The sequence below is a fragment of the Paenibacillus sp. SZ31 genome (assembly GCF_012912005.1).
In the GTDB taxonomy this organism is placed as follows: Bacteria; Bacillota; Bacilli; order Paenibacillales; family Paenibacillaceae; genus Paenibacillus.
This window is the reverse complement of record NZ_JABBEA010000012.1, coordinates 157,550-171,648: the sequence shown is the minus strand read 5'-3', so window position 1 is coordinate 171,648 and position 14,099 is coordinate 157,550. Positions and strand designations below refer to the sequence as shown.

Annotated in this window: 14 protein-coding genes; 2 read left to right on the top strand and 12 right to left on the bottom strand. The window is 43.1% G+C overall.

The annotated features are described in order from the left end of the window. Positions 1 to 4: 4 nt before the first annotated feature. A complete protein-coding gene (locus tag HF638_RS21075) occupies positions 5 to 865 on the bottom strand; it encodes an ABC transporter permease (protein ID WP_248278224.1) in 861 nt (286 codons plus the stop codon). 540 nt (positions 866 to 1,405) lie between these two features. Between HF638_RS21075 and HF638_RS21070 the strand changes: the two genes are divergently transcribed. Beyond that, the gene (locus tag HF638_RS21070) at positions 1,406 to 2,482 is read left to right on the top strand and encodes a LacI family DNA-binding transcriptional regulator (protein ID WP_169481918.1); all 1,077 of its coding nucleotides are present in this window, start codon (positions 1,406 to 1,408) and stop codon (positions 2,480 to 2,482) included. Between the two features lie 77 nt (positions 2,483 to 2,559). Here HF638_RS21070 and HF638_RS21065 read toward each other — a convergent pair whose 3' ends face one another. The 10 genes from HF638_RS21065 to HF638_RS21020 all read right to left on the bottom strand — a co-directional run bounded on the left by HF638_RS21065 (position 2,560) and on the right by HF638_RS21020 (position 12,167). Then, positions 2,560 to 3,483 (bottom strand): DUF7638 domain-containing protein, encoded by a 924-nt coding sequence (locus HF638_RS21065; protein ID WP_169481917.1) that lies wholly within the window; start codon positions 3,481 to 3,483, stop codon positions 2,560 to 2,562. Between the two features lie 212 nt (positions 3,484 to 3,695). After that, positions 3,696 to 4,514 carry a purine-nucleoside phosphorylase gene (locus HF638_RS21060; RefSeq protein WP_169481916.1) on the bottom strand — a complete coding sequence of 273 codons (819 nt, stop codon included), beginning with the start codon at positions 4,512 to 4,514 and terminating at the stop codon, positions 3,696 to 3,698. A gap of 439 nt (positions 4,515 to 4,953) precedes the next feature. Then, on the bottom strand, positions 4,954 to 5,955 hold the full coding sequence (locus HF638_RS21055) for an endo-1,4-beta-xylanase (RefSeq protein ID WP_169481915.1): 1,002 nt from the start codon (positions 5,953 to 5,955) through the stop codon (positions 4,954 to 4,956). A gap of 240 nt (positions 5,956 to 6,195) precedes the next feature. Then, positions 6,196 to 6,543: a hypothetical protein gene (locus tag HF638_RS21050; protein ID WP_081746078.1), complete on the bottom strand. Its 348-nt coding sequence runs from the start codon at positions 6,541 to 6,543 to the stop codon at positions 6,196 to 6,198. A gap of 129 nt (positions 6,544 to 6,672) precedes the next feature. Continuing rightward, a complete protein-coding gene (locus tag HF638_RS21045; RefSeq protein ID WP_169481914.1) occupies positions 6,673 to 7,554 on the bottom strand; it encodes an aminoglycoside phosphotransferase family protein in 882 nt (293 codons plus the stop codon). Between the two features lie 37 nt (positions 7,555 to 7,591). After that, a complete protein-coding gene (locus HF638_RS21040) occupies positions 7,592 to 8,071 on the bottom strand; it encodes a DinB family protein (RefSeq protein ID WP_169481913.1) in 480 nt (159 codons plus the stop codon). Positions 8,072 to 8,349: 278 nt separating this feature from the next. After that, positions 8,350 to 8,628 carry a hypothetical protein gene (locus tag HF638_RS21035; protein WP_169481912.1) on the bottom strand — a complete coding sequence of 93 codons (279 nt, stop codon included), beginning with the start codon at positions 8,626 to 8,628 and terminating at the stop codon, positions 8,350 to 8,352. Positions 8,629 to 8,902: 274 nt separating this feature from the next. Beyond that, positions 8,903 to 9,424, bottom strand: coding sequence for a cysteine hydrolase family protein (locus HF638_RS21030; protein ID WP_169481911.1), 522 nt, complete (start codon positions 9,422 to 9,424; stop codon positions 8,903 to 8,905). Between the two features lie 494 nt (positions 9,425 to 9,918). Then, positions 9,919 to 10,464: a GrpB family protein gene (locus tag HF638_RS21025; RefSeq protein WP_169481910.1), complete on the bottom strand. Its 546-nt coding sequence runs from the start codon at positions 10,462 to 10,464 to the stop codon at positions 9,919 to 9,921. A 212-nt stretch (positions 10,465 to 10,676) separates the two neighbouring features. Further along, positions 10,677 to 12,167 (bottom strand): family 43 glycosylhydrolase, encoded by a 1,491-nt coding sequence (locus tag HF638_RS21020; RefSeq protein WP_169481909.1) that lies wholly within the window; start codon positions 12,165 to 12,167, stop codon positions 10,677 to 10,679. A gap of 177 nt (positions 12,168 to 12,344) precedes the next feature. Here HF638_RS21020 and HF638_RS21015 point away from each other — a divergent pair, with 177 nt between their 5' ends. Then, positions 12,345 to 13,247, top strand: coding sequence for an ArsR/SmtB family transcription factor (locus HF638_RS21015; protein WP_169481908.1), 903 nt, complete (start codon positions 12,345 to 12,347; stop codon positions 13,245 to 13,247). 247 nt (positions 13,248 to 13,494) lie between these two features. On the opposite strand, the gene HF638_RS21010 is transcribed toward HF638_RS21015, so the two are convergent. Then, on the bottom strand, positions 13,495 to 14,082 hold the full coding sequence (locus tag HF638_RS21010) for a metallophosphoesterase family protein (RefSeq protein ID WP_169481907.1): 588 nt from the start codon (positions 14,080 to 14,082) through the stop codon (positions 13,495 to 13,497). Positions 14,083 to 14,099 lie beyond the last annotated feature (17 nt).

Here is a 14,099-nt window from a genome sequence, read left to right as displayed (position 1 = left end):
TTTCCTAGTAGAGGCCTTCGCCTTCATTCAATTTCTTCACGATCAGATTCACCGTCACCAGCAGAATCACATTAATAACCGAGTTGAACAATCCCACGGCCGCTGAATAAGCGTAATCTCCCGATTGCAGCCCCACCTTGTAGACATACGTGGCAATGATCTCAGAGGAAGGCAGGTTCATGGACGTCTGCATCAGATAGGCCTTCTCAAATCCAATGGACATAATGCCACCAGCTGCCAGGATAAAGACGATAGCCATAATCGGTCGAATGGTTGGAAGGTCGATGTGCCGAATACGTTGAAGGAGGTTGGCTCCATCCAGATTGGCCGCATTGTGAAGCTCTGGATCAACATTGGCCAACGCCGCGACGTATATGATGGAAGCCCAGCCCGCTCCGGTCCAGATATCGGACAAAATGTAGATCCAGCGGAAATATTCAGGTTCAGACATGAACATAATTGGCTGACCTGTAATCCAAGTGGCTAATTGATTAATTGGCCCTGTCGGTGAGAGAAAGATAAACAGCATTCCCACAACGACAACAACGGATATGAAATTGGGTGCGTACAGGAACAATTGAATATTTTTCTTAACGCCAGCTTTGCGTACCTGATTCAGCATGAGTGCCAGCAAAATGGGCACCGGGAAACTGAATATCAATCCCCAAAAGCTGAGTTTAAGCGTATTCATTAAAATGATATCGAAATTGGGTGAAGCTATAAATTTCTCGAAATGCTTCAGTCCTACCCAATCACTGCCCATGATGCCTTTGATCGGACTGAAATCTTTAAACGCAATGATGGCTCCGTACATTGGGATGTACTTGAAGATCAGAGTCAAGATTAAGGCTGGTGCAAGCAACATATATAAAAAGTAATTTTTTTTGAGTTGCTGCAACTTATGACCGCTGGTCGTCCTCACTTTTAGTACCCTTCCTCTGCCCTTTTTGCTGTCTGCTATGTTATCCAACATGCTACCCCCGTTTCATTCTTGAAGTTGACAATTGTTTTCAGTAAGGGCTTTCAATATTTACAATTGCCTATTTAATAATTTACAATTTATCAGGTTTCAACAGATTTAGTCAATACATTTTGTAAAAAAATATTTGTGCATTTGATCATTTTACCTTTGCATCAATGTAACTAAAGAGGATTAAATTTGCATATATACAGCACTGAATCGTTAATACTCGCATAGATATTTCTATATCATTACTGTAATAGATATCATTGTTACACTAATTAACAAAACTTCTGGAACAATTATGAAAATAGAATTCGACTATCTAAATGTAAATGTAATTGTGCATTTGTAAAACAGAGATTGCTATTTGTCCCGTTCTATTATACATTTGACTTAGAGAAGAATATGGATAACTATTGATGATTAGAGGTGAAGCATTAGATGGCAAAGGAAAAAGTCACGATACAAGACATCGCTGATGCTTTGGGGATCTCCAGGAATACGGCTTCCAAAGCATTGAACGATAGTGGAAATATCCCGGATGAGACCCGAAATCGTGTAATTAAAAAAGCAATTGAACTTAAATATAAACAGTTTGCCTATATGGAAAATGAGCATGTTCTAACCAAAACCGCAGGCAATATCGCCCTGTTAACTGAAAACCTGCCTAATACATCTCACTTTGGTTCGTTGTTAATCAGCGGATTGGAGAAAAGAATTAGTGCGGAGGGATACAATCTCTCGATTCACATCGTGCGTGAAGACGATCAAGATGCACTTACACTTCCCAACAATTTTGATATTGCCAAGGTAGACGGCATCATTTGCATTGAATTATTTGATCTGGAATACACACAGCTGATTACCGATCTGGGCATCCCCACGATCTTTATCGATTGCGCTTCCAACATATGTTATCCCGAATTCCAAGCAGATTTGCTCCTTATGGAGAATGAACATAGCATCTATCAGATAACCAAAAAATTAATTGGGAGCGGCTACACAAGTATCGGATTCGTCGGAGATTACAATCACTGCAAGAGTTTTAATGAACGATGGGTTGGATATCACCGTGCTATGCTGGAAGCGGGCTTGCAGATCGACCTCTCCCATTGCATCCTAGATAATGATCGCCTGTGTTTTTCCAAGCCAGGATGGTTGAACCAACGAGTGGCAGAGCTGGCATCTATACCTTCCGCTTACGTATGTGCCAATGATTTTATTGCGGTCGATCTGATGCGGGCTTTGAAAGCTAGAAATGTCGCTGTTCCACAGGATGTAGCCATATGCGGATTCGATAACGCACCCCAATCCCGAATTATTGAACCTCCGCTAACGACGGTTCATATTTACAGCAACGAAATGGGCATTAAGGCTGCAGAGATGCTATTATCTCGAATTAAAAACCCGACACAACCGTATCAGGTTTCGCATATTGTGACCAAACCCATCATCAGGGAGTCCACGCCAGCAATCATGGATGATCATTCTCAGATGGTTCATAGTTCCGTAAAATAAAATAACCGTATGTCTCACGAGTAACAGCTCGTGAAGCATACGGTTATTTCAGGTTTCGACTCGATTGCATGGAAATTCTATACTTCTCGTTTCTCCTCAGGAGCATATAGGATTCGTTGATAATCCACATCCTTGGTGTCCATGTCACCCAGATACATACGTTGGTGTTCAGGCACGCTTTCGTAAGTTTCCTTCAGTCTCGCTCGATTGAACTCACTCGGGTCCTCCAGATACATATGATAGGCATGTCGGCATTCCTCTGAAGTAGATCGTTCTCCCTTAAGTTTCCTGTGCAGATCCAGTAGCTCCAAATACTTATCTTCGGCCTTTTCCGCGTAGATTTCTTCCGAGAACGTAACTTCCCCCAAATCAAGTATCGAGATCACGGTTGGCTGCTCTATGGTTGTGAACAAGATTCCTTCCCTGAACCAAATTACAAGTTCATCCATTGAGGCCTCTACGAGACTCGGCAAATTATAGATGGCTACCCTGCCATCCTCATATACAACCATGTTAACCAGATAATTCCGCCCTTCGTATTTCATGAAAATGGAGAATCCGTCTCCTGTAATCGTTTGATAAAACAATTCTTGTACGACTGCAAAATCAGTCGCTTTGGGCGAGTGTGACACTCTTCTTGCATCCATCAGTTGCTGCTGACGTGGTGTGATTTCATATATATTATGAAATTCCGGATTGAGCACCCTGATCTTATGCTGAATATGTCCATAATAGCTGTTATTGTTATATGTCCAGTTCGCCTGCTCCACTCGGTAGGCACCCAGCCCATGAATGGAAAGATTCTCGCCGTTTGGTACATCAGGGCCTAGCCACTGATCCTCAATCTTCTGCTTCAATCCCTTCAGATCTACCAACTCCCAGCAATTGACCATCCCGTCTTCATAGATCTGTACCGAAATGAGAAAATGCTGTCCGCCGTTATGTATAATGCCAGGGGTAGTCGTGCCCTCAATTTCTCTCGTTCTTCTAATCTTTTGCATCCATAACACCTCACTTTTTTCCCATCATTCATACGTTTATACATTTATGCACTCATACGATCATGTCTCTCAACTGTACGATATCAGAGATAGGAAATACAAGGGAGCGCATGACTATCTTATCTTGTTAAGTCCATCATTTTGCCAAAACAAAAAGCACTGCCGAACGGATGAACTCCGCATAGACAGTGCCCCTTGCAATAATCTCGTGATTAGATCTCTTTCAAGATACCTTTCACAAGTCCGATAAAGGTTGTTTTCACTTGCGCAGCCACTTCAATGACTTCGTCATGACTTAACGGCTGATCGAGAATACCACAGGCCATGTTGGTCAAACAGGAGATGCCCAGTACCTTCATACCGCCATGGATGGCAACAATGGCTTCAGGTACCGTGGACATACCCACTGCATCCGCACCCATCGTACGAATCATGCGAATCTCGGCTGGTGTCTCATATGCCGGACCACTCCACCATGCATAGACACCTTGCTGCAGGCCAACATTTTGCTCTTCTGCAACCTTCAGGGCAATGCTGCGCAGTTCGCGATTGTATACCTGTGATACGTCTGGGAAACGCACACCCAGTTCGGCGTTATTCGGTCCCATTAACGGGTTATTACCTACCAGGTTAATATGATCTGTAATGAGCATCAGTTGGCCCGGCTCAAAGCTTGTGTTGATCGCTCCGCAGGCATTGGTGATTAGTAATTGTTCAACACCCAGTGCCTTCATCATACGAACCGGGAAAGTCACTTCATCCAGTGTGAAACCTTCATAATAGTGAAGGCGTCCCTTCATGGCTACAACCGTCTTGCCCATCAGTTCACCAATAACCAGTTCATTAGCATGGCCAATGGCCTCCGATTGGGCGAAATGTGGAATATCTGTATACGGAATAACGGTCGCATTTTCAATCTCATCCGCGAGCGCTCCCAGTCCCGAACCCAGAATCATGCCTACAGCAGGCTTGGTCTTGATTCGGTTTAATATGTAATCTCTTGCTTCCTGAATATGTGCGGATTGATGCATAATGATATCCTCCTGAAAATCTGAATTGAGTTAACGAGTTACTACTAATCCAGTGTAATGAACAATGGCCATGATGTAAATGGAAGCTGTTCTATATGCAATAAAAAAACGACCCTGTGCTCCAGAATCGCTATAAACCATGGACATACCCTATTCCAATGTATATTTTGTTCTACTTTTCATGTAATCAATTGTCATGATCAGCAACAGCATGAATGTAGCAAACATCAGCGGTTTGGCAAAAGTACCCTCTTCAAAGATATAATAGGCAGCGACCAAGTTTCCTGCAAATATCAACAGGTAATTGCGGGTGCGATCCATCTTACCTACAATGTGTTTCAACCAGGCACAAGATAGCCGTACTGTAGAAATTAATATGAGTACAATAACAGCAAAAAATCGGCCACATTGTGACCGATGCTCTTTCCTTACCTAATGTTCAGGACATAGGGTTAAATATGCGCCAAAATGATTCCTTTGGCTGCAACTGCTGATCAAAAACAAAGGGCCAATTTTTGCGCCCACGAACCGGGAAATGGTCCAGCCAAGTATAATTGTCCGCTACTCCCCAGAATGTCACAGAGGTAAGGGATGATTTGTATTCACGGAACAAATTGAAGATTTCTTCATATCGACGCTCCTGTAGCTCAGCCATCTCCGAAGTGGGCGCGGTGAGATCCGTTCGACGATCCTCATAACGAAACACAGACATATCCAGCTCCGTAACATGCAACTGCACATCCAGTGAAGCATAACGCTCAATAGCCATTCGGATTTCTTCAATGGAAGGACCATGAATATTCCAATGCCCCTGCAACCCAATCCCGTGTACAGGTGCTCCCTTGTCCAGCAAAGACCGAACCAGATTGTAGATCTTCTCCCGTTTGACCGGATCCGTCTCATTGTAGTCATTATAGAAAAGTAAGGCATTCGGATCAGCTTCATGAGCCATACTGAACGCTTGCAGCAAATAATCTTCCCCCACCAGCTCTAACCACTTCGTGTCCCTCATGAACAGGTCGGTCTTATCTTCAACAGCTTCATTGACGACATCCCACGCATATATTTGCCCCTTATACCGACCTACTACTGTATCAATATGTTGCTTCAAGCGGGATAATAGCAATTCTCTGGAAACAGGAGCACCCGAAGTATCCTCGAAAACCCATTTCGATGTCTGATTATGCCAGACCAATGTATGTCCGCGAACAGCTATTCCTTTACTGACAGCAAAATCAACAATTTGATCCGCCGCCTCAAATGTATACCGATCCTCTTCCGGGTGAATCTCTTCGAATTTCATCTGATTTTCAGCCGTGATACTATTGAAGTGCTTGGCGATAAACTCCCCTTCGGACTGCAACATTTTGGTATGTACAGCAGCACCTATTTTAAACGTGTTGGCGTAAGCAGCATGTAGTGATGGAATTTCCGTTGGCATTTACAATTCCTCCCTGCCGGTTTTTATCCATCATATCGCTTGTTGAATACGCTTACCATGAACAAATTATACTTCTTTCCCCTCATATTTAACTATTTTTGATCCTTAACCCTGTTTACAAACCAAAAACACCTCCACGTTCGTTCCACTGCTTATGGCAACAGAACTTTTTCATGGAAGGTGCTTCGTGATAGTTAATCGTCGTTGAATTCAACTCATGTACGAAGAGGCTATGAAGCGTTACAGCTTGTCTACCTGTAACAAGGTCACCTGTTTCACTGTGCATGCCGGGTTAATTTGCTCCTCGGACAGAATGTTCAGCTTAATCAGGCTTTTCAACTTATGGCTGTCCACCTTGGACAACAATCGCCAGATATCAGGGTCTGGAAGAGAAGCATACAGCTTCTGATCATCGTATTCCTTCCGGTTCTGAAGCACTGTTTTCACGGTGTAACCACCAACCTGCGTCTCATAGACCCCTTGTTCTGCACAATACGCCACAATTTCATCTCGTAGTACAGACAACTGCTGCTCAATATCTTTTTGCTGCTGCTTCAGTTCAAAGTAAGTTTGCACTTTCTGCTCCATATCGATCACGCTCCTCTATTATCATAGGTATGCGAGGATCGCTAGTTTAGGACTGGCTGTTTATTTTATTTGAAACATGTGGTCTTTCTATTACTTAATCGTATACGGTCGTCATTGTGTATCCCCGTATTACGATTTCAGCAGATTTTCATTCAAATACGGATTGTGGACAGCCATGCTGTGAACCCTTTCCATTACATCTGGCCCCATGGGTACATCCCCAACACGCCTTAACAGAATCCAGCGCAGACAAGCTATTGCTCCAAAAATCTGTTCCTCTTCCAGCGTGTACGCATAACTTGCAGAACGTGCAAATTGAGCGTAATAAATCTCACCGTAACTTTCCCCATTATAGATGGTGATCAGAAACACAGACCATGCCATATCGTACCTTGGATCACCATACTGCCCATTAGTCCAATCGATGATGGTGTAATGGTCGTGCATCTCAAGAATGTTTCCCAGATTATAATCGCCATGAATCAAACAGTCCTGTCTGATCTGGACCTGCTGGATCAAGTTTGCCAGAAGATCATTTATATCGTCATGTAACTCAATTTGAGGAAAAAAGTATTGAACAAAATCGTACCTGAATATGTATTCTTCATCTTCTTCTCTAGTACCCACTTCATTCACCGGATAACGATGGACCTCCATTAACCGTTCAGCCAAATATGTCAGTTTGGTTTGTGTCAATTGGGTAACCGGTTCACCATCATAGCTTGTTAACAGCACTTGATTCTGTTGGTCGTCTAATCCCCAACCATAGGGCTTAGAAACACGAATTCCACTTTGATGAAGCTTAGACAATAACCGATATTGTTTGGCGATATCCGGTTTTGAATCCTTGTTCCAGATCTTCAATACGTACCGCTGATCACCTATTTCGATTCTCATCACACTCGCTTCCAGTCCAGGTGACAAGGGAATGATCTGATGCTCCTGTTCAATCACCTGTTGGACACGTTCATCCAGTTGTATCCAATCTATCTGGCTAAGTTGAATCGTCATCGTTCTCCTCCTTCCATGTTATGACCGCCTCTCCCTGTTAGTCAGGTATAATCAGGCCTTTGCCAATAACATTGGCGGACACCGGCTGCTTGCCCAGTTCTCTGGCCCATACCGACAGTTGGCCCATATGGTGAATCTCATGTGCGATCACATGTCGCATGACTTCTCCCCATGAATGTGTATCGACCTTGCCAGCTGAGCGATGATCGATATAAGCTCTTTTTTCCATACGCGAATCCCATGCTGTAACAAATGCCTCCACATCAGAACGTAACTTGCGATCGAATCGCCTTACCGCCTCAAGGTTCGAGTAGTTTGCAAAATCTTCCGCATCATCCGGTTTTCCCTGAAGCAACTGAAGCCAGCTCCACTCTACATCAATGATATGAAACAACGTTTGTAATATGTTGCCTACTCCGCCCGTACGAGGCCGAAGCAACTCTTCAAGCGGCACATCTTCACACCACGCATACCATTGCTCACGTACCATCCAGTTATAACGAAAGAATGTTTCCATTGGTATATTCCCCTTTATCGGCTATGTTTTTCAGAGAGCTTTGATCAATTCTGTATTGGCAAAAGTATCATCCGAATGTTTACACTGGTCACTACGATGACAGAACAATCTTCCGATCGCTGTTATCCCCAGATTTTTTTGATTCATTTTATAATGGGAAACTCCGGGGATAAGCCTATGCTTCCGATGCAGCTTTCTTTCAGAAAGCTTTTAGGCGAACACTTCGCTTCTTCAGTTTTTTTCTGTCCTCTCCGTTTCGTGTAAATATTCTGTTGAATTTATTTAGTTAATTTCTTTTTTATATACAAGATTACATGAATACCTGCATAAATAAACAGGACATTGAACAAATATAGAAGTACGTTTAAATGGATGCCAGATACAAACCAGATTGTTCCCTCAGAATTAGCATAATGATAATCCGTAAAGAATCGGAGCGGGAAACCATACTCTGTTCGGAACGGTCCATCTTCAGTATGTAAAGTTCCAGGAATACATATGATGGCTAATACCGCAAGCCAGGCTGATAGATTCATTATTCTTTTGTTAATCGTCAATACCTCTCCCCCTTACTCCACCCTGACGGGATCTTCTCCAAAAAACGTTCCTTTTAGCTTTTGATCCATAAAGTCTCTTAAGTCCTTTTGATCAACTATATATCTCGAACTTCTATTAAATCTGCTTTTTCTGGTTACAATAATCTGTTTCCGATTGTATTGAATCGTAACCTTAGCGTTATGCTTTAATCTCAAAGCAATTCCTGCACTAATGCTTCCTGTGATATGATTGCCGCACCTATGTAAAACCAGAATCGCCTACGTTTTCCTAGCATTACAACACATTCTCCGTATCCACCATGTTGGCAAACAGTCTCAGTACCGTATTGTGATGTTCAATAATCTGCTCCGCTTGAAGCGTATTTGAATGCCATGTGCTGTGCGCATCTCGAACCAGATTGACTGTGTATCCCAGGCTGTACGCTCTGCGGCAAGTCGTGTCTACACATAACTCGGTCTGCATACCTGTAAGAATCAACTCCGTCACGCCATCTTCTTGCAATTTCAGATGCAGATTGGTTTCGTGAAACGAATCCGGTGTCTCTTTTTCAATAACGAGGTCACCAGCAATCGGTGTGATGGACGGATGAATGGCCCACCCCGGAGTTCCTCGTTCCAGTGGACTGCCTGCCCCTTCGCTGTGCTGGATATATATGATGGAATGCCCTGCTTCACGGGCCTTGTCCATTAGCATCTGGATCTTCTGAAGCAACTGTTCCCCCTGATATACAGGATCTGCTTCATCAAACATTGCTACCTGTACGTCAATAATTAGAAGTGCACAATGATTTTTCATCTTGCTTTCCTCCTGACAAATCAATTTAATTCAACTCTTTTTTCTTTGCTTTTTTAACAAAACTTCCAATCCCATATCAATCAATACAAATAGAATAGCAGCAAGAACGCCAAATAAGGTCAGAACTAACGTCTCTTTGAAATCCAAGATTGCTTCTCCTGCGCCCATGACCACATAATAAATATACATACCTAAAATTCCAGCACATGCATAGCTCAGAATCCTCGTACTTAGATACAACACATGAGTGACGAATTGAATTCGGCTGAGCAGATAGTCCAGCAATATCGATAAAGGCAGCCCGATCAATACGATCAGGGGAGACGCGTATACCAGATAAATAACAATGTAAAAATCAAAACTGTAGGATTCATTTATCGATATGAGCTTGCAATCAAAGTAAAACAAATGATGGTTAGCACGGTGGTCATCTGCTTTCTTCCTATATTCATCTCATCACTCCAATACAGTTATCTACTTTTCATTGGATGTGCTCATGCGTCCGATTTTGCCGGTTGCCATCCGATTTCTTGAGACCAACTATGTGCTCTCTGTAATATGCTCCACACCATTGGCCCTTTTCCTTCAACATATTTGGGACGCTGATCTTGATACAATGACATGAGTCTGTGCTTTTCTTCTGCATATTTCAAACAATCTTCTGGATGCTCCCTTAAATAGTCTCTGAACAGCAAGGTCATCTGCTCGGAGAAACTGCCTACCTGTCTAACGTGTATATGTATCCTTCTGCTTCCGGGTTCTTCACGAAAGTAACGTTTAGTCTTATCTGGATTTTCTGCTCTGAATACAAAACCGACTGTTTCGATCTCACGTTTGTAGTCCAACAGATTCTCATAATTAGAAACAGATATTTGTATATCGATAATAGGTTTGGCGTCTATTCCAACAATTGCAGTAGACCCAACATGATCAATCCGCACAGCCTTTTCTCCTAACGCTTCCCTTAATTTCGAAGCAATTTCGAGAAACAAATCACGCCATGTCGGATCATATTTTGTAATTCTCCATTGATCCTCCATACAACTCCTCCTTGGTTATTCAATGAAGCTATATACTTAATAACAAGTTCATTTAACCTTTTGTTACATTTAGATTATTTAATGACCCAATAAAGATAACAGGAGCTTCTTCCAAGTTTAATACCTCTCTTCTGTTAGCATTTATTAATATAATTATATTTTTACACAAATTCAAAAAAAGAGAAGGTCCCTTAGACCCTCTCCTCAACTTCTTAATGATAGTCACACTTGAAGTTTGTAAACTCAGCTACAGCATCTTCACCCTTCGCGTATAGACCAATGAGTACGCCTGTAAAACCTCCAGCCACTTCCGATGACAGGTATCTCGTCTGTGCAGAGCCTAGCAGAATCTCTTCACCATCTGCTTGAAGCAAGAAGCTGTAACGTTCCTGACTTGAGCGGATGACCAGCGTTGCATGCTGTTTATTTGCCAGATCCACTTCTTGTTCAATCGATTTGATATCACCGATATTCAGGCGCTCGATCACCTTATAGCCGTCCTGCTCCCTACGAATTGCCACTTCATAATGATGATTCTCATCCATGTAGATCGTAATACCTGCCTCGCCATTCGTTAGACTGACATCGACAGAGATCGTAGCATTAAAGTCTTTTTGACGTAATCCGATGAACGTCGGGGATGCCGGCACGTCCAGCGTTACATCGGTTCCTGTTAGCGTAAGCTTATCTGATTCAAGCTGATAATGCTCTGTATTTGGATGACGAAGGTAACACCAGTCGAGGTTCCAGTCTGTATTTTCAAACGTATAATGCTTCTTGTCCTGCTGGATCACCGTGTCCGGGATACGATTAGTCTCAAAACTCGTCAGCGTTGTGCCTTCATGCCCGGCTGTAAACCATTCGTCTTCACCAAACGTAATCGGAGTCAGGAACACTTCCCGGCCCAGATGATGGAACGTAGCCCATCTGCCAATCTGACGGAACCCTAAGTGAAAGAGCCACCAGTTTCCCAGATCATCCTCAACCAGGTCACCATGACCCACACCCTGCAACTCATAACCTCCCAGATTACGATTGGTCAGAACTGGATTGTGTGTATAAGCTTCGAACGGACCCGAAGATGAAGTTCCCCGAGCATACGTAACCATGTGACCATACTCCGTACCGCCCTCAGCTGCAAGCAGGTAGTAATATCCGTTTATTTTATAGAGATGCGGGCTTTCCAGATATCTTCCGCCAGTACCATTCCATATCGAACGACTCGGGGTCAGTTTGCGCCCAGTTTCAATCTCAAGCTCACACTGGACAATTCCGCCAACACCTTCATCATCCACCCCGTTACTCATAAACAAGGTCTTTCCATCTTCAAAATACAAATCCGGATCAATCCCGCCTTGATCCACATAAATAGGCTCAGACCATTCTCCGTAGATATCGTCCGTCCATACATAGAAATTCTGATGTGTCGTATCATTCGTTGTCACCATGTAGAAACGCCCGTTATTGTGTCTGATCGTTGGGGCAAATACACCCCCGGAACTGCTCACGGTCTCCAGCTGAATCTGACTTTTACGAGTGAGGCAATGACCAATCTGCTTCCAATTAAGCAGATCCTTGCTTTCAAAGAGAGGTACGCCCGGAAAGTACTGAAAAGAACTACACACCATATAGTACGTATCGTTGACTTTGATCACACTTGGGTCTGGATAGAAACCTTTAACGACAGGATTATTGTATTTCACTATACTCCACCTCTTATGATAAAATTCATAAATATAAGAATCCAACTTTGTAGCAACTAAAAAAATTAAACACCATTGGCTATAAACTTGCAATGAATCTGGATTGCATCTTGGAGTTAATTTTATTGAATTAATATATATGTGATTTTAGAAGATTGAGGGTAGGGAGTTGTACAGATGATCAAAGCAAACGGGGAGCCACAGTTCCTTCCTTTATATGAGGCGCTGGCAAGCGAAGTCAGATGGAGAATTATGAATATGATTGCAGATCGCGAAATGAATGTAAAGGATATTGCTGCAGTATTGGAGCTTAGCTCATCCATTGTCACGATGCATATTCGCAAACTGGAGGATGCGGGTCTAATTGGGAGCAGACGAGTTCGGATCAACGGAGGAACGCACAAATTATGTTACCTCAAGCAAAATCAGATTGAGATCGAGCTGCCATCCGCAAGCCGAACTTTACGAACCAAAGAGCAGAGGATATCCGTCGGGCACTACACTGCTTTTGATATCCACCCTACCTGTGGGCTAGGAACACTTGAGAAAGAAATCGGCGTATGGGACGATCCGCGTTACTTCCTTGATCCTGAGCGAGTACACGCTGCTATCCTGTGGTTTGGGAAAGGCTATGTTGAATATAAAACACCTAACTTTGTACTTCCCGATCAGACAACTGATGCTATTGAGATTTCGATGGAACTGGCTTCTGAAGCTCCGGGATTGCGGGATCATTGGCCTTCGGATATTCGCTTCACTTTCAATGGTGTTTCTCTCGGAACGTGGACAAGCCCTGCCGACTTTGGCAGAGCAGCGCGTGGCAAATATACACCAGAATGGTGGCATCGCAATGTGAATCAGTATGGATTATTGAAGACCATCCGCATTGATGCCTCTGGTACCTATATGGATGGTGAGCGGATGTCAGACATTACTCTCGCGGATATTAAGCTTAGCGAACCGTTCTGGACGCTTCGTTTTACGGTTGACGAGGAAAGCCCCAACGTAGGCGGTTTAACGATCTATGGTGCCGGTTTTGGTAACCATGATCAGGATATTGTTATTCGTGTACTAGGGTAATTTGGCTCGCTGTACAGGAATCCTCCCTTTCCTGACATAAAGGAGAGGGATTCATCGGAAAATGCTGCTCCTCAGCTACTTTTTTGAAGCACATACCTAATCAATCTTCATCTTTGCTCTTTCAATAGCTCCTTAATTTCCCTTAACTCTGATAATATTTCATTGGTGTGAGGAACAGATACACCACCAACATAATGATCATTCCCGTGTACATCTCTCCTTTACCAAGAAACGTTGCTACGAACGTTTACTCCTCCCCGTACTCTCTCTCCAACTGATTCCCATGGAATGCCTTCAAAATAAAAGTCCGATCCGGAACGTTCAACCGTTCATACGATTGCAGATACTCCCTGTTGTCATATGGAACGCCAATGAATTTCACATCAATGTTCCCCTCTTGGAGATCCACGATCCCATATCTGGCAATGGCAAGATCGTTACAGCCTAGAGCGCCCGGATTCATATATACTCTTTGATCTGTCTTATAATAATAAAGAATGTGATGATGACCAAAACAAACCAAATCATGGGCCGTCCCCTGATACTTCGCGTCCAATTTGGTCCCGGATGATTCTTTATCGATAACATCCAGCTTGTCGTTGTTCATATGATAGTGAGTCAAAAGGAACCGACGTCCTTCTACCTCTTTTTCAACGAATTTCGGTAGAGCTTGTATTCTCTTGATCGACTCTGCACTCAAATGTTGACCAATCCATTCATGATGCTCGGCCATGCCTTTATGCCCTTCTAATGGTCTCTTATTTTGGAGCAAACTCAATACGGCCTCTTCGTGATTGCCTGAAGTCGCTATCATATTTTTACGACTGTACAACATCTCAATCACTTCATTGG